This window comes from Sphingobacterium sp. NPDC055431 (assembly GCF_053644255.1).
In genome coordinates, this window is sequence record NZ_JBSHLH010000003.1 from 170,841 (window position 1) to 194,560 (window position 23,720).

A 23,720-nucleotide genomic window follows, 5' to 3' on the forward strand; every position below is an offset into this window, starting at 1 on the left:
TTTGAGCTGCCCTTGTGTTTTATTCTACAATTTTTTGACTATTTTATCCTGGTTTTCCTTTGGTCTTATTCGGGACACATTCCGAATTTTCCGAATATGGCTCGAACAAGGGTAAAGCTTGGTCAAGAGCTCGTGGTCTATGAACGCTTGATCTGGGAAAATTTCAGATGAGAGATAAGAGGGTTTAGATATCCTAAAACTATGGTCTGTCTGACTTCAGCCTGCTGAATACCAGAAGATCCCTAAATTGGAAATTGCCCATCCATTCCCCATTCCTTTTGGTTCCTTCAAGTTTAAAGCCTAGTCTTTTGGGAATATTGATGCTTTTTTCATTGCCTATGGCGCAGCAGATCTGTATGCGTTCTAATTTAAGCTCTTCAAAAAGCTCCTGGATCAGGGCTTCCACCGAGCGGGTCATGATCCCCTGGTTTTGGAAATCTTGGGATAGCCAATAGCCAATTTCCGTGTTTTTGTTCAATAAATCGGTTTCCTTGGTGCCGATCAAGCCAATCATACGGTCATCGAAACAGATCTTATAGACATAGTCTTTTTTAAGCTTTCGGCTCAGCATTGCCATTTCAACAAAGCCCTTGCTGTCTTCTACTCTGTTGGTAAATTGGACGAAAGGGAGCCATTCTCCGAGATATTCCCTTTGGCTATTGATGATGTTGTACATGCGAATGGCATCACTCTCGACGATTGCTTTCAAGCTGATTTGAGGATCTATTTCGATGATTCTTTTCATGTTTGGGTCTTAGTCAGTATTTCTCTTAATGCTGCGGAAACTCGTTCTTGGTCTTTTTCGGAATTCAGGTCTAGTCCGCAGAAGGTGCTTCCATTTGTTTTGGCGTGAAGAGCTAGGTAATATAAGCCTGCAGTTTGCAAGGCAAGGATGGCGCAGGTGTCGACATCGGAATTAGGGCGGCTCTTCTCGTATTTACGGATGAGTTCCGCGCCAATTTCTTCACGGCTATCAGCTAGTTTACGGAGGATTTCCTTGTTTTCAGAAAGCTCCCACTGCAGGATTCGCTGTAGGATCTCGTCGTTAAGAACAGCATTGAACTGTCCTTGCAAGAGCGCAAACATTTCATCATCCTGAATGATCTCCTGGCCCAATAATCGGGAAATAGTGGATTTGGCCTTGGTTTTCCAATAATCCCTCTTTTCGATGTATAGCTCCACCAAGTTGTCCAAGTTGTCAAAATAAGTATAGATCAATTTACGGTCGACTTTTGCTTCTGTGGCAATATTTGCAATGGTCAACCCAGGGTAACCATGTTTTTTTAAGACTTTTCCGACGGCATTTACGATTCTGTTCATCGTTCTTGCCTTTTCACGTACGGGTCCAGAGGTGATTTTTCTGGACTTCTGCTCAGGATTCGGAGCTTTTTTCATATCTGTTTAAAATAGTAGGATAAATTTAAGCATTATTCACAGCATAGGGAATAAAGTGAGTAATATCATTATTTATCAGGTTGCTTCTGCGGCTCTGTATCTTCCCTTATGATTTGGGCTTTGGCATATTGATTTAACGCTTTGTAGTGCCTATAAAGTATTCTCTTTTCTAGGCTTTTTGGGGCCAATACCTTAACACATTCCCCGAATCCCAATATCTCTCGCTCCAGCTCAAGATTCAGTATCACGTCTATCCGTATGGTAATGGAACCATCATCATGCCTTTTTTGGATCTGTTGGGAGCTGTGCAAAGGTTTGGTCTCTACATAGGGTGCATTGGCGGCGTTTACCTGTAGGATGACTTTCTGACCACGCTCCTTGGCAGACTTGGTAACACCTATGGTATCTGAAAAGTATCGATCGAAATCAACACCTTCATAAGGTTGAAACCCATTTTTGGCCATCATGTCAATTTCAGCCATCCGGTCCAGTGCCAAAGTAGTTAGGCTTGAATGGTGCTTTTTACAACAGATAAGAAACCATCGGTTTCTATACTCCTTTAAAAGATAGGGGCTGTATACTTCAAGTGTGGGCTGTTTTGACTTGAAGGATTTGTATTTGATTAAAACAGGGTTTTCGTCCTTTATGGCTTGATAGAGTGGGGTAATCCATTTCAATCCCTTTAATAAAGGATTGGCTTCAAGCTGTACAATGGACTTGCCTTCTCCCTTAGAAGCGTACATCTGGCTCTCTAAACGGATAATCATATCGCTCATTTCCTCAAAAAATGTAAAGCCATTCAAATGTTTCAGGACATCGACGGCTTCTTTCATTTTTTCCATGTCCATGGAGGAAATAGGAGAGTTGCTAATGCTGTAATTCGGGTCATCGTAGCTATAATATCGACGGTCCTTCACAACTATAGGAGCATTATATCCAAGTTTATTGCTTCGCATCAACTGTATATCGCCTTGAATTGTCCTTTTACTGACACCACTATTGATCCCTTCCAACTCGTAAAGTGCATCCGAGACCTTTTCTATCAAGTCCTCCAAGGTCCATTTCCTATGGGTTTGTTGAAGGCATTGGTCGATGATTTTGTATCGAATAAGAGCAAGTTTGTTTGTAGACATGGATTTCCTTTCCTTTTTGGATAAAATAAAGATAGATAATTTAACATTACTACGCAAAGTATTTGCGTAGTAATGTCTTTTTGTAAATATGTTATAAAAAAGTTGTTAAATTAATTACTTGATACACAGTATTATAAATGTATATTATTAAAATAATTTGAATAAAATTTAACTACGCATAAGTGTTGCGTAGTGCTGTATGCATCTTTGTAATGTCGGGTATGACAAATGTTCTTTGATTAAACAAGCGATAAGCTTTTTATACGATATATGTCCAACAGGATATATAATCTGTAGAGATCAAATCGTAATCCTGGTGTCCTGTTTCTGTATGGCAGGCTAGTGCTTTTCCAGTAGGATGAAGTATTCTGATTATGAGATGGGTCTATAGATTAATTGTTTGCAGTGCAGGTTCGAATCCTGCTCCTGGTTTCCAGGATAATTCAAATGGCTAGAATAACAAACCCATGGTTGAAATAGGACCATAAACATCCTCACACGATGCATTTCCGTGGTAAAACACGATGGACGAGTTTAGGTCTTCTCTAAAAAGATCAAAAGCTTATTGCCAATGGTTCGGTTAAAGGCATGTTCATGCCAATAACAGTTGGAAAGGATCTTTGCAACTTTTTGCTAGACCTAGACCAAAGGCGAATTGTTCCTGAACTACCGGAAGACCTGTTCTCCCAGTGTGGAAAGGGCAAGGTCGCTGGATGGTCTAGGACTACCCTAGAGTTCCGTTCCGGACCGATGAACGATTGGCAATAGCTTTTTAGGATTAAATGAATGAGTGAAATAATTAAATAGAAAAACAATGAAAAAGGTATTAATTAACAGAAACGAAGTAGGGTTGATCATCAAAAACAATGCTGTAAAAAGGGTTGTGACTGAAGGAAAATACTGGTTAGGCTTTGGGGAATCCATTGAGCGCCATGATATGGCGAAACCATTTCAGGTTGCTTATCATCTAGATGTTTTGTTGACTGTACCTGGATTTGTAGAATTGGTTGAAATTGTTGAGGTCTTGGACAATGAAATCGCTTTGATGTTCAAGAACAAGAACCTTGTAGGCTTGTTGAATGCGGGAAGACATGTCTTCTGGAAAGGATTGGATGATTTGGAATTCCAAATTGAAAATATGGATACCTTGGAGGTACGTTCATCCATCAACAAGGCTTATTTAAGGAAAGACTTGTTCAAACCTTATGTGAGCAGATATCAGATTGAAGAATTTCAAGGAGCATTGCTTTTTGTAAATGGAAAATTTGAAAGAGAATTGTTGGCTGGCGAATACTTCTTTTGGAAAAACGCTGATGCCATTCAGGTGGCCATCGTGGACCAAAGAGCTACGTATATGGAGATTCCAGGTCAGGAAATCTTGACTAAGGACAAAGTGCAGATACGATTGAATATTGGTTTCCAATATCAAGTAAAAGATATCAAGATGGCCTTGTTGGAAAACCAATCCTTTGATAATCATTTATATGTTTTGATGCAAATGATCGTAAGAACGTATGTATCTGACCAAACATTCGATGGATTATTGGAAAATAAGGATGCGATCGCAAAGGTGATCTTGGAAGAAGCGAAGAGGTCGGTTCAGCGATTGGGAATTGAATTGATTTCCATGGGTATCAAGGATATTATCCTTCCGGGAGAAATCAAGGATATCATGAACCAAGTGTTGGTCGCTGAGAAGAAAGCTCAGGCGAATATCATTACCAGAAGGGAAGAAACGGCCTCGACAAGGAGCTTGCTGAATACCGCGAAGCTTTTGGAAGAGAATGCGATGTTGTTCCGGTTAAAGGAAATGGAATACGTGGAGAAGATTGCGGACAAGATCAATACGATTTCTGTTTCTGGAAACGGACAGATCGTAGATCAATTGAAACAATTGTTCTTAAATAAATAGGAAGTCCTGCAGGGTAATAAGGCCCTGCAGATTTATTAAATGGTCATTATTTGTTAAATTAATGAAAGATGGAAAATAAGAGAATTAATGGCAATGATTTGATTGCCTTAGGATATAAAGAGAATTTGGCTATTGGTGTTGCTTTGAAGATCAATAAGAAGCGATTGGGTTTTAGCAAAGAGGAAATGTTGACGAAATTTAAAGCTGTTTTGGATGATCCAAAAGCTTTTGCCGAAGATCCCGTGTTTTCACCGCTCTCATTTGCCTTGTTGAATATAGAGGAATTGGAAAAATACAATATCCCCTTGAAGACTGAAGAATTGCCATACGAGGTGTATGGCGCTGAGCAAATTGAGGATGGGGCAAAGAGCCAAATGAAAACGGCGATGAAACTGCCGGTAACGGTTGCCGGTGCCTTGATGCCTGATGCACACCAAGGCTATGGATTGCCTATTGGTGGGGTATTGGGAACGAAAAATGCAATCATTCCTTATGGTGTTGGGGTCGATATCGGTTGCCGTATGGCGCTCTCCATATTTGACCTTCCGGCCAGTTATGTGGATACCCATCGGGACGAGCTGAAAAAGATCTTGATGAAAACCACGCGCTTTGGTGCAGGGAACGGTTTCTTGAAAGATGAACGTCTTGACCACGAGGTGTTGGAGAACGATCAGTTTGATGCCAATCCTTTTGTGAAGCAATTAAAAGATAAAGCTTGGACACAGTTAGGATCTTCAGGTGGTGGCAACCACTTTGTGGAGTTTGGCATCATGGAATTTAATGAAGAGGATAAAGAATTAGGGGTTCCTCAAGGACAGTACTTGGCTCTATTGACGCATTCTGGCTCTCGTGGATTGGGAGCAATGATCGCCAATCACTATACCAAAATGGCTATGCAGTTCTGTCAATTGCCGCATGAGGCCAAGCATTTGGCTTATTTCGACTTAGATTCTGCTGAAGGTCAAGAATATTGGTTAGCCATGAACCTAGCGGGGGACTATGCCTCAGCCTGCCATGAAGTGATCCATGAAAAGGTGCTCTCTGAATTGGGTGCTGAGCGATTAACGAAGGTGGAAAATCACCATAACTTTGCTTGGAAAGAGATGTGGAAAGGAGAGGAGCTGATCGTGCACCGTAAGGGCGCAACTCCAGCGGCAAAAGGGGTGATGGGAATCATTCCGGGATCGATGGCTGCACCAGGATTTCTGGTGCGTGGGAAAGGGGCTGAGGGAGCGATTAATTCGGCTTCACATGGTGCAGGACGATTGATGAGCCGTACCCAAGCGATAAAGACCTTGTCACGAAAAGAGCTTAATCAGCGGTTGGAAGATCTAGGGATAACCTTGATCGGAGCGGATTTGGACGAAGCGCCAATGGCCTATAAGAATATCCATGAGGTCATGGATGCACAAAAGGAATTACTGGATGTGGTTGCATCCTTCCATCCAAAGGTGGTCCGCATGGCTGACGATGGTTCAAGGGAAGATTAAGCATGGAGGTATTGGCTTTTTGTTCGGTTCTTTGACCTTAATATTGCCTTTTAATAAAAAGGGATAAGGTTAGGCAGGATTTTTACCTGCCATCTTATCCTTTAGTAATTGTCACACTAATTACTCTCTTTAATATCTTAACTGGTTGAAGTTCCAGTTTTTGCCATCGATGATGGTCAACTGGTTTACAGGGACATTAAGTCCCAGAATAACTTTCAGGGTCAACATGGCCATCATGGTTCCAGTGATTCCCGCCAAAGCTCCCAGAACCCCAAATTGGTCACAGTTCTGTACATCCTCTGGATTAGGGGGACTTGGAAATATATCCCTTAGGTTCTTGCTGCCCTCATAATTGAATACAGCCACTTGACCCTCAAAGGAAAATATGCTTCCATAAACGAGTGTTTTTCCCATTTTGATACAGTGGTCATTAATCAAGTATCTCGTTTCAAAATTATCTGAACCATCTACGATGATGTCGTATCCCGAAAATACAGCCGCAATGTTTTCCTTATTTAGTTTCTGGTCGATGGGCTCGAAAGAAATTCCTGAATTGAATTGGCGTACAAAAGAATGTGCACTTTCGACCTTTGGCCTTCCAATAAAGCTTTCTTGGTGTATCACCTGTCGGTTTAAGTTGTGGATTTCAAGTATATCAAAGTCGATTGCAGCCAATTTCCCAACGCCTGCTGCTGCAAGGTATTGAATGACAGGGGATCCTAATCCGCCTGCACCGATCACCAGAACCCTTGAGTTTCCAATCTTGCGCTGGCCTTCTATGGATACTTCTTTCATGAAGATCTGTCGGCTATAGCGACTGAATTCTTTATCCATGGTTGCTGTTTGAGTTGCTGAATTGTTCAGAAAAACAGGAGTCCCAATCTTTCATGATAGGGTCATAGCCCTTGGCCTTTATTCTGTTCTTTATTTCTTCCATACTTCGTTCATCGGAAATTTCAAACTGCTCCAGAGATTGCGGGTCCACGACATATCCACCAGGATTGGTTTTTGAGGCAGCGCTCATGGTTGTTGCTCCCAATGCGATGATATGGTTCCTGAAGTTTTCACTTTCTCGCGTAGAGATTGAAATCTCCAGATCCGGATTCCAGATCCTATAGGCGCAGATCAATTGCAACAAGTGACGGTCCTCCATAATGAAGTTGGGTTCAATTATGCCCTCCGCGGGTCGCAATCGTGGAAATGAAACGGAATATTTGGTTTTCCAATATCGCTGTTGTAGGTAATTCAGATGAACCGCATTGAAGAAGCTGTCAATCCGCCAATCCTCTAGGCCTAATAGAACGCCTAGACCTATTTTATGGATTCCGGCAGAGCCTATGCGATCTGGTGTTTCTAATCGGAATTTGAAATTGGACTTTTTGCCTTTCGGGTGGTATATTTTATAGACTTCCTCGTGATAGGTTTCTTGATAGACCAACACTGAATGTACTCCTGCCTGATGGAGCATGGCATACTCTTCCTGGGAGAGTGGCTGTACCTCAATGGAGATATTTGAAAAAAAGGGTTTCAAGAGACTGATGGCGTTCAGGAAATATTGGATTTCTACGGTCTTATTGGCTTCTCCCGAAACCAATAGGACATGATTGATCCCCATCTCTTTTAATGCCATGGCTTCCAAGATGATTTCAGCATTGCTCAAGGTCCTTCGTTTTATTTTGTTGTCCATACTGAAGCCACAGTAGGTACAGATGTTCTGGCATTCATTGCTCAGGTATAAAGGGGCATACAGTTGTATGGTCTTGCCAAAACGCTGTTGGGTCAACTGGTTGCTTAGTTGTGCCATTGGTTCCAAATAAAGTTCTGCAGCAGGTGAGATTAGGTTCAGAAAGTCCATGATAGACTTCTTAGGCCGAATCAGGGATGCTTCAACATCGGAGGTTTTGCAATTCTGTATTTTGTTTTGGATTTCTTTCCAGTCGTATTGGTTTAAGGTTTCTTTGATGTCCATCCTGTTATTGATCCATTAAAAAACTAGTTAGTGGAGAAGATGGATTGGCATTGAAGCTCTTGCTTGCTAATCCAGATTCATAAGCCATCCTTCCTGAAATCACGGCCAGCTTGAAAGCTTCGGCCATTTTAATAGGGTCCGAGGCCGTGGCAATTGCAGTGTTCACCAATACGGCATCTGCTCCAATTTCCATGGCTTGGGCAGCATCAGAGGGGGTTCCAATGCCCGCATCGACTACTACCGGTACCTGACTCTGTTCAATGATGATCTCCAAAAAGTCTATGGTCTTTAATCCCTTGTTGCTTCCTATTGGAGAACCTAATGGCATAACAACTGCCGTACCGGCATCCTCCAGTTTTTTACATAAAACAGGGTCAGCATGAATATAGGGCATGATGATAAAACCCTGTTTGGCTAACGCCTCGGTAGCTATTAAAGTTTCGATGGGGTCAGGCATCAAATATCGAGGGTCAGGATGGATTTCAAGTTTGATCCAATTGGTTTCAAAAGCTTCTCTTGCAAGTTGGGCTGCAAAAATTGCTTCTTTTGCATTCCTAGCTCCCGAAGTATTGGGAAGCAAGGCCACATTGGGTAATGACAAGGAATTCAGCAAGGTATCCTCGGCAGATTGGTGATCCACTCTTTTTAACGCTAAGGTGACCAATTCGGTTTGAGAAACTAAAATAGCTTCCTCCATTTGGGAAAGGTTTCCAAATTTTCCAGAACCTAAGAAAAGTCTGGATTGAAATGTTTTATCGGCTATTTTCAACATAATCTTCTATGTAAAATTGATTCATTCTTGAAGTTGCAGAAGGGTCATTTTGAATCAGGCTTGATACAGCCACACCATAAATCCCTGCTTGCAACAATTCGGTTAAGTCCTGTTCTTTTATCCCTCCAATGGCATAAATTGGAGGGTATTGTACCTTTTCATTTTTTAGTCTTTGAATGATTTCCTGGTATCCTGAAAATCCTAGAACTGGACTCAGTTTCTGTTTGGTTGAGGTGAACCTTAATGGTCCAAGACCAATGTAATCGCATTCTTCCTGGATTCTTTGAAGTACATCCTGGAAGCTGTTTGCTGTCCCTCCAATAATTTTTTCATTGCCTAAGACAGCTCTAGCACTTAAAATAGATTCATCCTGCAACCCTAAATGGATTCCATCTGCATCCAGGTCTTTGGCTAAATATAAATGGTCGTTGATGATAAAGGTTGCCTGATAGAGTTCACAGAGCTTTCGGCTCAATTCTGCAAGCTGATGAAGTTCCTTTTCTCTTCCAAATTTCCACCTGAGTTGTAGCCACTTGATTCCTGAATCCAGAGCCTTCCTGATATTTCTTTCCTGGTCCGAAAAAGTTCTTCCATCAGATATGTATTGGATTCGACTTAAGTTAGTTTTCATAGTTGGTCTGCCTTCCATAATGCTAGTTTTTCATTGCAGGAGATCAAATAATTAGTTGGATCAATCTGATTCCAAATGGACCCTAACAAAGCAATTCCATCCGAACCTTTGCCTAATACTCTTTCCATGTTTTGATATTCAATTCCTCCTAGTCCAATCAAATCGACATCTGCATTGTCCTTTAGTTCAATATCTTCAAAAACATTGTTCGAAATACCGTGTCCAGGCTTTGAGATACTTTGAAAAATAGGGCTAAGAAAGGCGTAAGACCAAGTCTTGTTCAATTCATTGAATTCCTGAATAGAATGCGTGGAGGTCGATAAGATGTAATTTCCATTATACTCCAATTGCTTCCCTCTTATCCGATCATAACTATTGAAATGCAGACGCTCAATGTCCATAAACTCAGTCGCTAGGTGATGGTGGGAGTGAAGTACGATTTTCTTTCTTTGACAAACATCAATATTGTCCAAATACTCCAAAGCCAGCTCATCCGATGAGGCATATTTCCTGAAATGAAATAGCTCTAATCCATTATCTAACATGTTGTTGACATGCAATGGTTCGTTAGGATAATTGCTGTTTGGAGAAACGACTATGATCATAGGTATATTTCTTTTCCGCTTTCAATAAATTCCTTCGATTTTTCCAACATCCCTTCTTCGGTTGCCTCCCTGATCTCTTGCGTTATTTTCATGGAACAGAATTTAGGGCCGCACATCGAACAGAAATGAGCCACCTTTGCTGCATCTGCAGGTAAAGTTTCGTCATGAAACTCTCTTGCGGTATCAGGATCGAGTGAAAGGTTAAATTGGTCCTCCCATCTGAATTCGAATCTCGCTTTGCTCAATGCATTGTCTCTGTATTGGGCGCCAGGGTGTCCTTTGGCCAAATCTGCAGCATGGGCAGCAAGTTTATAGGTGATTACACCGTCCTTAACGTCTTTTTTATTGGGAAGGCCTAAGTGTTCTTTTGGTGTTACGTAGCACAGCATAGCACAACCGTACCAGCCGATCATTGCAGCTCCAATAGCTGAAGTGACATGGTCATAGCCGGGTGCAATATCCGTTGTCAATGGGCCTAAGGTATAAAATGGAGCCTCATCACATTCTTCCAATTGCTTTTCCATGTTCTCTTTGATCATGTGCATAGGGACATGTCCCGGACCTTCTATCATCACCTGAACATCATGCTTCCAAGCTATTTTAGTCAGTTCTCCTAAGGTTTCCAATTCTGCAAATTGAGCCTCATCGTTGGCATCGGCAATAGAGCCTGGTCTTAATCCATCACCTAAAGAGAAGGCTACATCATACTTTTTCATGATTTCGCATATCTCCTCAAAATGCGTATACAGGAAATTCTCTTTATGATGGTATAGGCACCACTTAGCCATAATAGAACCACCTCTAGAAACAATTCCTGTTACCCTTTTCGCCGTTAAATGGATATATCTCAACAGGACACCCGCATGTATCGTAAAGTAGGAAACACCCTGTTCTGCTTGCTCAATGAGGGTATCCTTGAAAATCTCCCAAGTCAGATCTTCGGGCACACCTTTAACTTTTTCTAAAGCTTGATAGATAGGAACTGTACCTATTGGTACTGGAGAATTTCGGATAATCCACTCGCGGGTTTCATGGATATTTTTTCCGGTAGAGAGGTCCATGATCGTGTCTGCACCCCATCGGCATGCCCAGACTGCTTTCTCCACTTCCTCTTCGATACTGGAACTTACAGCGCTGTTTCCGATATTGGCGTTGATCTTCACCAAGAAATTGCGGCCAATGATCATAGGTTCACTTTCCGGATGGTTAATATTATTTGGAATGATTGCCCTTCCGGCTGCGATTTCATCCCGCACAAATTCAGGGCTGATCCGTTTTGGCGTATTGGCACCAAAGCTTTCACCTTTATGTTGTTCAGCCATTCCTTTCGTAGCAGCCTGTAATTGTTCAATTCTTTGGTTCTCACGAATGGCGACATATTCCATTTCCGCAGTGATGATCCCTTTCTTAGCATAGTGCAGCTGGGTTACATTTTGTCCATCTGCTGCTCTTTTCGGTTTATGATTGTAGGAAAACCGCAATACATCCAAGCTTGGATCATGGAGTCTTTTTTGGCCGTACTCGGAACTGATGCTATCCAGAATCTCAACATCCTTACGGTCTACAATCCATTGTTCCCTGATCCTATCCAGGCCTTTACGGATATCAATTTCAGAATTCAGATCTGTATATGGACCAGAAGTATCATAAATCGTAACAGGAGGGTTTATTTCAAGACCACCCTTGCTCAACTTGGTTGGGCTCAGGGATATTTCACGCATTGCAACTTGGATAGGGTGCAGGTTGCCTGGAATATAAACCTTTTTGGAATTTGGAAAAGCATTGGTTGTAATCTTTTGTTGTGTCATGTCTTCAAATATTTAAGGGTTATCCGCCTTGAGTTGCGGTTATGATTAGGATAGAATCAGTATCAGTCAATAAGGTATCCGACCATTTGTCTCTAGGGATGACTTGGTTATTTAGGGCAACAGCAACACCTTTGGTTTTGCCTTTAAGCTCCAAATCCATTAATTCCTCCAAGGTAAATGGAGATCTCTTGTACTGTTTTGTCTGATTATTGATAATAAGTAACATTCCTGAATAGTTATTTAAGCATTAATGCTTTAGGAATGTCTACTTTAGGTACAGGACGCACCCATGAATGACATTTTACTTTTCCCTACGCTAGTATGATCTAGATCAGGTTATAAGGGTAAAATCTCAGCCTGCAATTAATGCAGACACCCCTAAAGCGTAGGCAAGTTAGCTAAATGAGTTAACTAAAAGAAATTATTTGTGATTATAATACAATTTACAGGTTGCTTCTTTACCGAGAAGAAACCTCAAGCAATCCCTAGAACTACTTTAGGATCAATCTTTCAGCAGGGTTTTTCTCTTTAAATTCTTTGTAGTATTTCTTGATATACACATGCAGGTCATAGCTGGTCCAATATTGGGCAGTTTCGAAATCAGGTCTATATTCCACCATAAACTGTTCCAGCTCTTCATCGTCCATGGGGATAATATCGCTGATGCTTGCTTTGTTGAAGATTTGGTCCACTTCCATATTTTTGATTTCTTGTTGCATAAAAGCATTGAACCTTCTCGCGTTTCTACCAGATTTACTGAATTTTTCGTAGAAGTAAGTAACGGTTGGCATGCCAAAGGGTAGAAGCAGGTACCATGGTGGTTCACCGGAGTAATATAGTCCCCCTTTAACGTTGATATCTTTTTTCATGCTTTCCAGTTCCTTCAGCTTTGCAGCTTTGGTATTCCCCATGACGACGATCTCTTCTAGCACGATGGATTTTTTCTGTAGGAAAACATGCTGCTTTAGATCTTCAGCCAAGATACTGAGGCTATTCCAATGCGGATGGACAAAGGTTATGCTATCAGACGGGCGGGCATCGATGCCAAAGGAACCATCAAAATCTGATCGCAGCGTTTGTTTTGTTCTTTGGTTAATGACATCCACATTTTTGATCAACAGACTGCTGTCACTGGAGTAAACTGTGCCGGTATACCTCTTTTGAGCTTGGGAAAATGCCACCAAACTATAAAGGAACAAAAGGAAGGAAATAATAATCGGTTTTAATGCCATAGCTCTAATATTAAGCTTTCATTTTCTTTAGGTGAAAATAATTCATCTAGTCTAATTTACTAAATCTAAATGCTTAGAATGACAGTAATAACTATATTTAACATATTGGTTAAGAAAATTAAATACAGGAAGTCGTTTGGGGAATTAATTATTCTCATTTCGCCGGTTTAATAAAAATGAAAGGCTATTTTTGGATTCAATTTTAAAAAGAGCGATTGACCATGTTTGCCAAAATCCGAAACACCAATATTGCTGTTGCTGCTGCCATCTTATCCATGATCTGTGTGCAAGGGGGAGCATCATTCGCGAAGCAGTTGTTTCCGGCCATTGGTCCCATTGCGACAACAACCTTGAGGATTGGCTTATCTGCCATTCTGCTCTATGCGATCAATAGGCCGAAGCTACGTACCTTCAACAAGCAACAATGGATGTACTGTGGTCTTTACGGAATCGGCATTGCCGTCATGAACCTCATTTTTTATATGGCCATCCAAAGAATCCCATTGGGCTTAGGTGTTACCATTGAATTCGTAGGACCTCTGTTCTTGGCCTTTGTCCTATCAAAGAAATGGACAGATGTCATCTGGGCAGTATTGGCGTTGACAGGAATTTTACTGATCGTTCCTTGGAAGAGCAATGGCATCGATCCGATAGGATTGGGATTAGCCTTACTTGCAGGGGTCTTCTGGGCCGTTTATATCCTGATGGGGGCCAAGCTTTCCAAAGTTATGGAGGGTAAACAGGCATTTACTACCGGGATGATGATCGCAACGGTCTTTATAGTTCCATTTGCCTTAATGGATGGCGCGATATTGAACATCAATACTGGGCAATTTTCCAAAGGGCTTCTCGTGGCCATCTTATCTTCTGCATTGCCGTTTTCATTAGACATGATGGCCTTGGGAAGACTGCCAGCCAAAACATTCAGCATCTTGACCAGTCTGCAGCCTGCATTCGGTGCACTCTCTGGACTGATATTTTTACATGAATACCTCAGTATCAATCAATGGGTGTCTGTCTTATGTGTGGTATTGGCAAGTATAGGGACGACAATTTTTTCTCGAAAACAGGAAAAGCTTGAACTATAAATAAAAAATTCCAACAAAAAAATCCATGAAATGTTCAAAGGGTATAAACAAATTTTCAATGATATGCCCAGAGAAAAAACACCCCAGATAAAAAAACCAAAAACCTATGATGCATTGGTAGATAAGGGGATGAGTAAAGAAAAAGCTGCCCGAATCTCAAATGCACAGGCTGCTGGTACCATCGATCATAATTCTAAAAAGCTGGAAGAAAGATCAAAATCTGATTTATTGGCAGAAGCAAAAGAAATCGGTATAAAAAATCGTCACAGCATGAATAAGGGACAGCTTATCAAAGAAATCAGAGGACATTAACAGTCCTCTTTTTTTTATCCTCCTAAATTTACTACGCGATTTAGGGAATCTAAGCTTGCAGTACATTTTTCATTAGCTTTCGTGCCTATGACTTGAGTATCGCTCTCTTCGACATCATAGCCTTTGCTCTTCAGGTAATGGATCAACGTATTCCTATGATCGACTTCAAAGTTTGAGATTACCTGCGGGAAGGTTGTGAATATTCTGTAATGATTATCTTTTCTGTTCTGTTGGATTAACTCTGATTTTACGGTCATGAGCATGACCCCACTGCCATAATCTGCTAGGTAATAGGCGTCGGCATCAAACATTCCGACTGCGATTATGCCCAATCGATGTAAGTCTTCCTGTTTGATCGAAAATTCAGGAGTCCTCAATTGATCTATTTTATTTTTCACACCAAACTCCTTCAATGCTTTCGCATCAATTAGGAGGTTTTCAGGTAAGTTTGATTGACTATTTGCCCATGACCAAAGCCAAGTGTTCACAGAATAAGAAAAGCTCCCAATAATCTGCAATGGAAACTCAAGTCCATCACCAAAAGTGATTGACCCACGGGTCAAATCCGCATCCCAGCTCTTGTCTTCAATTAATTCCGAAAAGTCCACTTGCTTTTCAAATCCATAAGCTGCATAACTCTCAAATAATTCTTTCTCCGTTTTTATTGGCTCAATTATAGGGCTTTCTTTGCTGGTTGGTTGTTCTGATTTTTCATTTTCCTGTTTAGGTGTAGGTTTTCCAAATAACCTATTTAAAAATCCCATAATATATTACTTTACTGTGTTAGTTTCTTTTGATGATTTAAGTTAACAAAGGCTGGTTGAAATCCATAATTAGAAGGGGCTAATGTTATAGGAAATTCATTTTTCGTAGTGTTATATCTACTGTTTGTAGGAGAAAATACTTATCAGTCTAAATCGTCGAATATTAATTTTACCTCAATTAAAGTGAAGTTAGGTTTTATTTTAGCTTATTAATGGTCGTTTGGTTAAATATTTGCTTAAATTCTGGACTTAATAAGGGAGCCTATTATAAGATCGTGTTTTTTTGATATTGTAAAATTTACATAGATAAATGGTTGTGTAACAATTTGTTATTGTAAAGATAGCCGAATTGTTACAGCAATGTCTGTTCAAACAGTTGTTTCGCTTAACAAAATAATCTTTCATTCTTGTGATTATTAGTGTTATGTGCTGAAAAGTAATTGTTTTATTGGCTATTTTTGACCATTATTATTTTTACCTGTGAAACCATTATTACTCTTGACCGGGCTACTGCTTTTAGTATCCTGTAAAAACCAAATTACATCTACTCAAGAATCAGAAAAGAATCCGTATTACGAACAGGCATACGATTTCTTGGACAAAAATGAGTTTGATAGTGCATTTGTCTATTTTGAGAAAGCAAAATCTCTGTTCTTGGAAAGGGATGATAGTGTCGGTGTGGCCGAAAGCTTGATCAATATGGCCGTGACCCAATCTGATTTTGGTGATTATTATGGTTCCCAGGAAACCTCCACCAAGGCCATTGAATATCTCAACCTGAACGATACCGCTCAATACGGCTTGTTGGGAATGGTCTACAACAATTTAAGTAATGTCTATACTTCCCTAAAGGATACTGAAAAATCAATTGAAGCCAATCAATTAGCTATACGGTATGCCGCAGACCCTTCCAATAAAAAGGTTTACGAAAATAACTTGGCTTCCACTTATATAGCGAATAGAGAATATCAAAAAGCCATTGAAATCTTAAAAAAACTACTATCCAATACAGATTCAAATTCCATTGATTATGCACGATTCTTAACGAATTATGCCAGGGCCAAAAGCCATGTCGATACGAATTACAGGTTTTTGCCCGTATTGAGGAAGGCCATGCTGATCCGTCAGAAGAAGAAAGACCCTTGGGGGCTCAATTCGAGTTATTCCCATTTGGCGAACTATTATAAGGAGAGGAACAAGGATTCATCGCTGTATTATTCCAAGCAGCAATATGAGGCGGCAAAGGCTATCAAAAATCCAGATGCCCAAATGGATGCCCTGCAGCGCATGTTGGAACTTTCTGTTCTAGAAAGAAACCAACCTATACTAGAAAGGTACCATAAGATACAGGACAGCGTCGAAATTGCACGGATGACTGCAAAAAATCAATTTGCATTAATCCGCTACGAGGTGGAAAAGAGTAAAACCAACAACCTGAAGCTTAGCAATGAAGTTGCTGAAAAGCAATATAGATTGAACTTGATGCGGGTATTCATCGTTGGTCTGTTGATTGTGGCTGCACTGACTTCATTCTATTTCTTGAATTGGCATAAAAGAAGGAAACAGCGAATGGAATTGGAAGCTGAAAATAGGGTGAAGGAAAGTCAACTGAAAACTTCCAGAAAAGTCCATGATGTCGTTGCGAATGGGATTTACAGGGTAATGGCTGAATTAGAGAATCGAGATGATATCAACCGAGAGGAGCTATTGGACCGGTTGGAAATCCTATATGATAAGTCTAGGGATATATCCTACGAAGTTGAAGACCTCGGGATGGATGATATTCAGTTCCATCTGACCATCTCCGAATTGCTGAAGTCATTTTCAAATGAGGACCGTACCATCCTGATTGCAGGGAACGAGGAAGCTATTTGGGAAAAATTCAATGCCCTTCAAAAGGACAACCTAGAGCAGGTCTTGCAGGAGCTGCTAGTCAATATGCAGAAGCATAGTAAAGCGCAGGAAGTCATCGTTCGATTTGATTACGATGGAAATAACCTTCATGTTCATTATAAAGATGATGGCATTGGACTTTCGGATTCCTTAAAATATGGCAATGGATTTAAGAATACGGAAAACCGTATAAATCTATTGAAAGGGACCCTTACTTTTGAGAAAAATAATAATAGAGGTTTAGGAATTCACATTTCCATCCCTATTCAAAAATAGGATGTTATGTTTAAAAAAGTATTGATTGCTGAAGATCATGAGGTGGCCAACCTTTCTGTCCATAAGACGGTACAGGAAATGGGAGTCACGGATACCAAATATGTCTATTACTGCGATGATGCCCTCAGTTGGATCAAAAAAGCAGTTCGCGAGGGAGAGCCGTATGACCTCCTGATTACCGACTTGGTTTTCGAAGATGATATCGTCCCGCAAAAGATTTCCCATGGTAAGGACTTGATAAAAGCCGCAAAAGAAGTACAACCAGATCTGAAGGTGATTGTCTTTTCTTCCATTGATCGGATCAGCTTGATTGAGGATCTCTTTAGAAATTATCAGATCGATGCCTATGTCAGGAAGGCAAGGCATGATGGGCAACATTTTAGAGAAGCGCTGAAAGCGGTTGCCAGCAACAAAATTTATCAATCACCCGATATCCGCTTGGCCCTAAGGTCAAAGAATTCACATGAATTTACCAATATGGATATCCAGATTATCTCATCCCTATCCCAAGGAGTCCTTCAAAAGAACATCCCTCAAATCTTGCAGGAAAAGAATATCAAACCTTCGGGATTGAGTAGTATCGAGAAAAGATTGAACCTGATGAAAGAGGTATTAGGCTTTACCAAGAATGAACAACTGGTATTGTATTGCAAGGATAAGGGATTAATATAAAATTAATGATTGCTTTACGGAAAACCGTATGGTAATGCCAAGTAGGGAAAGTATCTTTGCTTACTGATTTGACCAACCCATATTAACCAAAATAAATATAAATGGCTTCTAATTATTTAGAGGCCATTTTTTATGCTTTTTCCTGCCAATCTTGTTAAAAAATGTTAATCCATGGGTCTTAATATACATTTAGGCATTTGCTTTGCGTTAATAATAGCAAACAGAGTAAAAGAGTAAATAATTTCATAATTTAGGTTAATAATTGGTTAGTTAAAAAAAACCTGAGCTTCCCCGGCTCAGGTTTTTTATTGTTTATAATGAATATGATCCTATTGCAAATCGCCAATATTTGGCAATAGACTAAGTCAAATCAAAATTTACGGCAAACTTCAATAATTCAGCAAAGGATTTATTTTCCAGTTTCTTGCAAATGTTTTTTCGGTGTGTGGATACGGTATGGGAGGATAGAAAAAGTTGGTCTGATATTTCTGATGTTGAGAAGCCATTTGCCAGCATTCGAATAATCTCTTTTTCCCTTTTGGTCAGTTGCGCATATTTTTTATAATGGGCATGCACATATTCGTTTTGATCCAAAGTCTTATTGACCCGTTGGATGATATGGTCTAATCCATCAATAGGAGCAGATATCAAGATCAACTTAGTCTCGGTTTGAATTTCAGCAAGTTTACAACTGGTAAAACACCATTGGTACTGTTGATCGGCATACCTTTTTACCCTTTGGAAAAAATTGTATGTTTTATCAGCCTCCCCATTGATGATATACTTCTGTAAACCAACAAAAAAGCTGAATATTTCCTCTTTAACAAAGAAATGGTCGTAATAACCCATCCCCATGGCAGGGATCTCTTCAGGATATACCCCTAAATAACTGGTCCCCCAATGGTTCATATAACTGCAGCCATTAGGTGAATTTCCGTTCAAATCATGGATCATGAGGCTTGCCGGTAAGATATCGCCTAAGTCAGGAATGCTGAAATTCCCCATATTAAGACCATGTGAGATTTCAAATAATTGGGCATCAAGGGTAATCATAATAATTAATATATGGTTTGGAAATTAATTATCGCTTATCCTAAAATAGCGAACAATGTTTAAACACTAAAATAATTTTTTCAAATCTGCTAATCGAATTGCAATAAATAATTCTATTATAGAACCTATTAACCTTTTTTTAATGTAATCTTAATATTTTAATTGGTTTTAAACAATTGATAATCAAACCAATAACTTGGTGTTTACTTAAGGTTAACTAATGCGAATTTTTTATTTTGAAATAATAAAAAAGCCAAAAAAAACCTTTGTTACAGTTGTGGTAATATTTATTTTCGTAACAGTTTAATCTTTTTAACAAAATTAGATTCCAACTGAAAAATAGAATCATGAAAAAGCTAACGATCCTTCTCCTTATTATTTTCAACTGTCTGGCGGCATCGGCACAAAGAGGTAAAATCAGCAATAATTTTTTTGGTCACTTGGAGTTCAATTCCCTTGATGGAATGTATAAGGCCACCCTTGAAAAGAATATCTTCAATGGATTGGAATTTTATGACAATTCAAGCAATAGAATCACCTTTGATGAAAAGTACCTAGCCAAGCATTTTCCAGGGATCATGAGAGATAATGAAGGGAAAACCAATTTTCTGCGAAATCTGGTTCGTAAATATTCACGTGATAAAAATTATAGATTATCTCATGTCATTGACATGTTTGGCAAAGAGAAGATTGAAGACAATCGGGGTTATTCTTCCGAGAGAGGAACAGATATTTTTGGACATGAATATCATGAAGAATCGGGGAAGTTTGGTACTGCTAGCATTAAACGCAACTTGCAAGGTGTTCTTGAATATGATCGAAATGATTTTTCAGCCAGCTTAGGCAAAGATTTTCACAGGCAATGGGTATATGAAGATTCTCAAAAAAACAGAATCGAATTCAATCCTAGTTCTTGGGAAAAAATGATCAAAAGGTTCAAGTCTGATAAAGAAATCATGTTCTTCTTAATCGAACAAATGACTGATTTCTATGACGAAGATGACAACACCTATCTTGACGATTATTGAGGCTTACTTAGTGGTTCAATATGAATTCCACAGCAGCGTCGTCATCAATTTTTAAGCAATATAAGCCAGCAGCATCGGGTTGGTCATCTTCATGCGCAGAACTGCTGATAAATAATTCATCCATATTTGGCCCTCCAAAAGTGCAGGAAGTTGGATTTTTGGAAGGCAACGGGATATAATCGATGACCTCTAACCTTGCAAGATCAAATATGATGATCCGGTTTGCGCCCCAATTTGCTATGTAGAGTTTTTGGCTCCTGGAGAGGCACATTCCATCCAATGAACCTGTTCCATCATATTGAAAGACCAGGGTTTCATCCTCCAATTTTCCATCATTGTATTTGAATCGTCTGACTGAGTTTAATTCAGAATCGATGAAATAGATAAAAGTGTCCTCAAAGACAATCCCATTTGAAATAATGACTCCATCCAATAGTGGCTTTGCCTTGTCCTGCTTCAGTTCATATAAGGTTGCGTCAGGTAGCAATGGACCGTTATCACCATTATTGAGGTTGTTCATGCTGCCGATTAACCAAGTTCCCCAAGGGCTAACCGCACCATCATTATATCGGTAATTTGACCTATGCTCAGGCTGTGTGATGAAAGTCTTTCTCCCTGTTTTCCATTCCAATTCAAACAGACCGCTTTCAAGAGAGATTAAGATTATGTCCAAGTCAGGGGTCAATGCCAAACAACTCACATATTCGTTGAAAACATGCTCCTCAAAACTCTTTGTTTGGTAATCATAGATGTAAAGTTTTTTGTCCATGATGTCCACAAAGAAAAGTTTCTGGATCCTATAATCCCAAACCGGTCCTTCGCCTAATTTTAATGCTTCGTTATAAATTCTTTTCAGGGCCATATTTTCCTGGTTTTGGTAAATTGCTGTAAATCCTGAAATTGTTTCATTTTCAATTGCGGATTTCTTGGTCATTATCAGCAATATAAGTTATTTTTAGGTTTAATTTTAAACCTACATGAGATTTTTAGAGAAACTGGAAGCTGGTCAGACGGTTATCGGGCCATTTTCAAAAACTTCAGATCCTTCCATGATTGAAGCCATGGGATATGCAGGCTTTGACTTTATCATCATCGATTTGGAACATGGTCCTAATAGCATTTTAAATGCGCAGAACCTCGTGAGGGCAGCGCAGATCACAGGCGCCTTTCCTATCATCCGAGTTCCCGAAAATGCGGAATCGGCTATCGGAAAAGCATTGGATATTGGTGCCATGGGGATACAAGTCCCTCAGATCAGTAATGCCGAACAGGCAAAATTGGCTGTTGAGTATGCTAAATTTGGCCCCATAGGTATGCGCGGTGTTTGTAGGTTTGTCCGTGCTGCAGAGTTCTCAAACAAAGATAGGTTTGAATATTTTTCAGAGGCCAATAAGAATTACCTGATCTTGCAATTGGAAGGAGAAGAGGCTATCAGGAATATTGAGGAAATCATTCAGGTGGAACATGTCAACATTATCTTTCTGGGACCTTATGATCTATCCCAAGCCTTAGGAGTGCCGGGACAGATTAATCATCCTACTGTTATAGAGAAAATAGAATATATCGTCTCGCTCTGCAAAGAAAACTCGAAAAAAACCGGAATTTTTGCAGATAATCTTACGGACGCTAGAAAATGGAGGGACTTAGGGATTGATTACATTTCATATGCAGTTGATGTAGGGATCATACAAGAAGCTTCGAAGTCCATAATCACTGAATTCCTAAAATAGATTTAATTTGAAAATTTCAGGTTTTTTTTGTGCTCTTGTTTTGTGAAAATTTCCTATATGTATAAACATGTTTATATTTTTCTTTGATATGTAGGTACAATGTTTTAATATTGTGCTGTAGACCAATTGAAATTAAAGAATTTTTAGATTGCAAATAGATATGTTGGAAGATTTGTCAACCATGGAAAGCCCTTCAATCATTCGAGGTACCAGACAAGCAGTGATGCCATCCGTAATTTCAAAGGAATTTAGGGATGGATATAGCATTTATCCCTCCTTTTCCATTGCCGAAGGAATGATTTCATCGGGATATTCCTCTTTAGCAGACTGGATTATTTCCAAGAAAACGGTTTGTGTAGATGGTTATGTTGCGGTAGATTGGGCTGGGATCAAGGCTGCTTTGGAAAAAGAATTTGCTAGGAGATCCGTACGTGTGAATTGGATTGAAACAAAGGATTTCTTTAAACCTGAGGCGGAGATCGATATAATGGTAGCACCTTATTTGGGGGATGAAGACTCGGTATGGGGAAAGGTTTGTGACCTTAACCTAGCTGAATTCTTTGACATGGAGGGATTAAAGAATCTGGAAGCTGATCAAGAATTTGAACTCAATATAGTCTGGGGGATTGGAGCCAGTTTTGTTAGCACTTTTAATTCCATAGCCTATTTTGATATTCCAAAAAATGAACTGCTTTTCCGGGTAAGGGGAAATTCTGCCTTTAATATTGGATCCACGACAAGGTTCAATATGAAGAAAACCTACAAACGTTTGTATTTTGTGGATTGGATCGTGTTGAATGCCCATAAAAAGGCGATCCTTTCAAAGATCGATCTTCTTGCAGACAGCCAATGGTTGGATACCATAAATTGGATCCAAGGCGAAGATTTAAGAAATTCCTTATCTGAAATGAGCAGAGCGGTCTTCAGGCCTAGACCCTGGTTTGACCCTGGGGTATGGGGCGGACAATGGATGAAAGCTCATTTTCAGGAATTGGCCCAAGATGAGGTGAATTACGCTTGGTCATTTGAAATTATTGCACCTGAAAATGGATTGGTTCTAGAAAGTTCGGGGCATTTGTTGGAGGTCAGTTTTGATACGCTGATGTTTCAGGAGTCTAAAAATATTTTAGGCTCAGGTCATCCGCAGTTTGGTGATTATTTCCCGATCCGTTTTGATTTTCTGGATACTTTTGATGGTGGAAACCTTTCAGTTCAATGCCATCCAGCATTGGATTATATACAGGAAAATTTTGGCGAACAGTTTACACAGGATGAAACCTATTACATCATGGATTGCAAGGAAGATGCGAAGGTGTATTTGGGATTTCAAGAAGACATTGAACCAAACAGATTTAAAAAGGCTTTAGAAGATAGTGTAGTAGAAGAGAAGGAGCTGGAGGTTGCCGAATTTGTCCAGGAATTTAATTCCGAAAAACATAAGCTGTATCTAATTCCAAATCAGACGGTACACAGTGCTGGAAGGAATAATTTGGTTTTAGAGATTTCAGCAACACCTTATATCTATACTTTTAAGATGTACGATTGGCTTCAGCGGGACAAGGAGGGGAAGCCTAGACCCATCAATATTGAACATGGGTTCAGGAACCTGGATTTTTCAAGAAAAGGAGAGCTGGTTGAACGGGAACATATCTCCAAATCCTATGTATTAGAGGAACGTGTGGGGGCAAAAATCATCCAATATCCAACCCATCCTGAACATTATTATGCAATACAAAGATTAGATGTCAAGGATCAAATCGAAGTGCAGACAGCGGATAAAGTGCATGTCCTGATGCTTGTCGAAGGCAGTAAGATTGAATTGGAGGACAGAGCAGGAAATCAGCAAACATTCCATTATGCCGAAACTTTCATTGTACCGGCTGCAGCAAAACAGTATAAAATTAAGAATCTAGGAGAGGGAGAAGCTAAGGTTATTCTTTCTTACTTGAAATAATCA

At 39.8% G+C, this 23,720-nt stretch carries 24 protein-coding genes and 1 riboswitch; of the genes, 10 read left to right on the forward strand and 14 right to left on the reverse strand.

From position 1 onward, the window contains the following. Window positions 1-199: 199 nt before the first annotated feature. The 3 genes from ACWIB3_RS05310 to ACWIB3_RS05320 form a co-directional block, all read right to left on the reverse strand. Window positions 200-745, reverse strand: coding sequence for a GNAT family N-acetyltransferase (locus ACWIB3_RS05310; protein ID WP_185211511.1), 546 nt, complete (start codon window positions 743-745; stop codon window positions 200-202). Then, window positions 742-1,395, reverse strand: coding sequence for a TetR/AcrR family transcriptional regulator (locus tag ACWIB3_RS05315; RefSeq protein WP_454291081.1), 654 nt, complete (start codon window positions 1,393-1,395; stop codon window positions 742-744). The genes ACWIB3_RS05310 and ACWIB3_RS05315 overlap by 4 nt, the downstream gene beginning before the upstream one ends. Before the next feature lie 68 nt (window positions 1,396-1,463). Next, window positions 1,464-2,528, reverse strand: a complete 1,065-nt coding sequence (locus tag ACWIB3_RS05320) for a helix-turn-helix transcriptional regulator (RefSeq protein WP_454291082.1) — start codon at window positions 2,526-2,528, stop codon at window positions 1,464-1,466. A gap of 594 nt (window positions 2,529-3,122) precedes the next feature. Here ACWIB3_RS05320 and ACWIB3_RS05325 point away from each other — a divergent pair. The 3 genes from ACWIB3_RS05325 to ACWIB3_RS05335 all read left to right on the forward strand — a co-directional run bounded on the left by ACWIB3_RS05325 (window position 3,123) and on the right by ACWIB3_RS05335 (window position 5,930). Further along, window positions 3,123-3,296 carry a hypothetical protein gene (locus tag ACWIB3_RS05325; protein ID WP_185217190.1) on the forward strand — a complete coding sequence of 58 codons (174 nt, stop codon included), beginning with the start codon at window positions 3,123-3,125 and terminating at the stop codon, window positions 3,294-3,296. A 46-nt stretch (window positions 3,297-3,342) separates the two neighbouring features. Further along, complete coding sequence (locus tag ACWIB3_RS05330) at window positions 3,343-4,440, forward strand: slipin family protein (RefSeq protein WP_454291083.1); 1,098 nt, start codon at window positions 3,343-3,345, stop codon at window positions 4,438-4,440. Between the two features lie 68 nt (window positions 4,441-4,508). Next, on the forward strand, window positions 4,509-5,930 hold the full coding sequence (locus ACWIB3_RS05335; protein WP_454291084.1) for an RtcB family protein: 1,422 nt from the start codon (window positions 4,509-4,511) through the stop codon (window positions 5,928-5,930). Between the two features lie 129 nt (window positions 5,931-6,059). On the opposite strand, the gene ACWIB3_RS05340 is transcribed toward ACWIB3_RS05335, so the two are convergent. From ACWIB3_RS05340 to ACWIB3_RS05375, 8 genes are all read right to left on the reverse strand, one after another. Further along, entirely contained in the window at window positions 6,060-6,764 is a 705-nt protein-coding gene (locus ACWIB3_RS05340; RefSeq protein ID WP_454291085.1) for a HesA/MoeB/ThiF family protein, read from the reverse strand. Then, complete coding sequence (gene thiH, locus ACWIB3_RS05345; RefSeq protein WP_454291086.1) at window positions 6,757-7,899, reverse strand: 2-iminoacetate synthase ThiH; 1,143 nt, start codon at window positions 7,897-7,899, stop codon at window positions 6,757-6,759. The genes ACWIB3_RS05340 and thiH overlap by 8 nt, the downstream gene beginning before the upstream one ends. A 4-nt stretch (window positions 7,900-7,903) precedes the next feature. After that, window positions 7,904-8,671 carry a thiazole synthase gene (locus tag ACWIB3_RS05350; protein ID WP_185211519.1) on the reverse strand — a complete coding sequence of 256 codons (768 nt, stop codon included), beginning with the start codon at window positions 8,669-8,671 and terminating at the stop codon, window positions 7,904-7,906. Next, entirely contained in the window at window positions 8,652-9,302 is a 651-nt protein-coding gene (gene thiE / locus ACWIB3_RS05355; protein WP_454291087.1) for a thiamine phosphate synthase, read from the reverse strand. The genes ACWIB3_RS05350 and thiE overlap by 20 nt, the downstream gene beginning before the upstream one ends. After that, entirely contained in the window at window positions 9,299-9,907 is a 609-nt protein-coding gene (locus ACWIB3_RS05360; protein WP_454291088.1) for a thiamine phosphate synthase, read from the reverse strand. Before ACWIB3_RS05360 ends, thiE begins: the two co-directional genes overlap by 4 nt. Continuing rightward, entirely contained in the window at window positions 9,904-11,715 is a 1,812-nt protein-coding gene (gene thiC, locus ACWIB3_RS05365; protein ID WP_454291089.1) for a phosphomethylpyrimidine synthase ThiC, read from the reverse strand. Before thiC ends, ACWIB3_RS05360 begins: the two co-directional genes overlap by 4 nt. 19 nt (window positions 11,716-11,734) lie before the next feature. Continuing rightward, window positions 11,735-11,941, reverse strand: coding sequence for a sulfur carrier protein ThiS (thiS, locus tag ACWIB3_RS05370; RefSeq protein ID WP_185211523.1), 207 nt, complete (start codon window positions 11,939-11,941; stop codon window positions 11,735-11,737). A gap of 65 nt (window positions 11,942-12,006) precedes the next feature. Beyond that, a riboswitch (TPP riboswitch) is annotated at window positions 12,007-12,105 on the reverse strand. 101 nt (window positions 12,106-12,206) lie between these two features. Next, a complete protein-coding gene (locus tag ACWIB3_RS05375; RefSeq protein ID WP_254528403.1) occupies window positions 12,207-12,947 on the reverse strand; it encodes a hypothetical protein in 741 nt (246 codons plus the stop codon). A gap of 221 nt (window positions 12,948-13,168) precedes the next feature. Between ACWIB3_RS05375 and ACWIB3_RS05380 the strand changes: the two genes are divergently transcribed. Next, complete coding sequence (locus tag ACWIB3_RS05380; RefSeq protein WP_454291090.1) at window positions 13,169-14,035, forward strand: EamA family transporter; 867 nt, start codon at window positions 13,169-13,171, stop codon at window positions 14,033-14,035. 30 nt (window positions 14,036-14,065) lie between these two features. After that, the gene (locus tag ACWIB3_RS05385; protein WP_254528408.1) at window positions 14,066-14,347 is read left to right on the forward strand and encodes a Rho termination factor N-terminal domain-containing protein; all 282 of its coding nucleotides are present in this window, start codon (window positions 14,066-14,068) and stop codon (window positions 14,345-14,347) included. A gap of 14 nt (window positions 14,348-14,361) precedes the next feature. On the opposite strand, the gene ACWIB3_RS05390 is transcribed toward ACWIB3_RS05385, so the two are convergent. Beyond that, on the reverse strand, window positions 14,362-15,111 hold the full coding sequence (locus tag ACWIB3_RS05390; protein WP_454291091.1) for a DUF6882 domain-containing protein: 750 nt from the start codon (window positions 15,109-15,111) through the stop codon (window positions 14,362-14,364). Between the two features lie 480 nt (window positions 15,112-15,591). On the opposite strand from ACWIB3_RS05390, the gene ACWIB3_RS05395 reads away from it, so the two are divergent. Both ACWIB3_RS05395 and ACWIB3_RS05400 read left to right on the forward strand, forming a co-directional pair. Next, window positions 15,592-17,280, forward strand: coding sequence for a tetratricopeptide repeat-containing sensor histidine kinase (locus ACWIB3_RS05395; RefSeq protein ID WP_313258757.1), 1,689 nt, complete (start codon window positions 15,592-15,594; stop codon window positions 17,278-17,280). A gap of 6 nt (window positions 17,281-17,286) precedes the next feature. Further along, window positions 17,287-17,952 carry a response regulator transcription factor gene (locus ACWIB3_RS05400; protein WP_185217178.1) on the forward strand — a complete coding sequence of 222 codons (666 nt, stop codon included), beginning with the start codon at window positions 17,287-17,289 and terminating at the stop codon, window positions 17,950-17,952. Window positions 17,953-18,312: 360 nt separating this feature from the next. On the opposite strand, the gene ACWIB3_RS05405 is transcribed toward ACWIB3_RS05400, so the two are convergent. Then, entirely contained in the window at window positions 18,313-19,005 is a 693-nt protein-coding gene (locus ACWIB3_RS05405; RefSeq protein WP_313258754.1) for a response regulator transcription factor, read from the reverse strand. Window positions 19,006-19,352: 347 nt separating this feature from the next. Between ACWIB3_RS05405 and ACWIB3_RS05410 the strand changes: the two genes are divergently transcribed. Continuing rightward, window positions 19,353-20,033 carry a hypothetical protein gene (locus tag ACWIB3_RS05410; RefSeq protein WP_313258752.1) on the forward strand — a complete coding sequence of 227 codons (681 nt, stop codon included), beginning with the start codon at window positions 19,353-19,355 and terminating at the stop codon, window positions 20,031-20,033. 7 nt (window positions 20,034-20,040) lie between these two features. On the opposite strand, the gene ACWIB3_RS05415 is transcribed toward ACWIB3_RS05410, so the two are convergent. Next, window positions 20,041-20,967: an SMP-30/gluconolactonase/LRE family protein gene (locus tag ACWIB3_RS05415; protein ID WP_313258750.1), complete on the reverse strand. Its 927-nt coding sequence runs from the start codon at window positions 20,965-20,967 to the stop codon at window positions 20,041-20,043. Between the two features lie 43 nt (window positions 20,968-21,010). Between ACWIB3_RS05415 and ACWIB3_RS05420 the strand changes: the two genes are divergently transcribed. Together ACWIB3_RS05420 and ACWIB3_RS05425 are read left to right on the forward strand one after the other, a co-directional pair. Further along, complete coding sequence (locus tag ACWIB3_RS05420; protein ID WP_454291092.1) at window positions 21,011-21,763, forward strand: HpcH/HpaI aldolase family protein; 753 nt, start codon at window positions 21,011-21,013, stop codon at window positions 21,761-21,763. A 160-nt stretch (window positions 21,764-21,923) separates the two neighbouring features. After that, window positions 21,924-23,717 (forward strand): class I mannose-6-phosphate isomerase, encoded by a 1,794-nt coding sequence (locus tag ACWIB3_RS05425; protein ID WP_454291093.1) that lies wholly within the window; start codon window positions 21,924-21,926, stop codon window positions 23,715-23,717. Window positions 23,718-23,720: the final 3 nt, after the last annotated feature.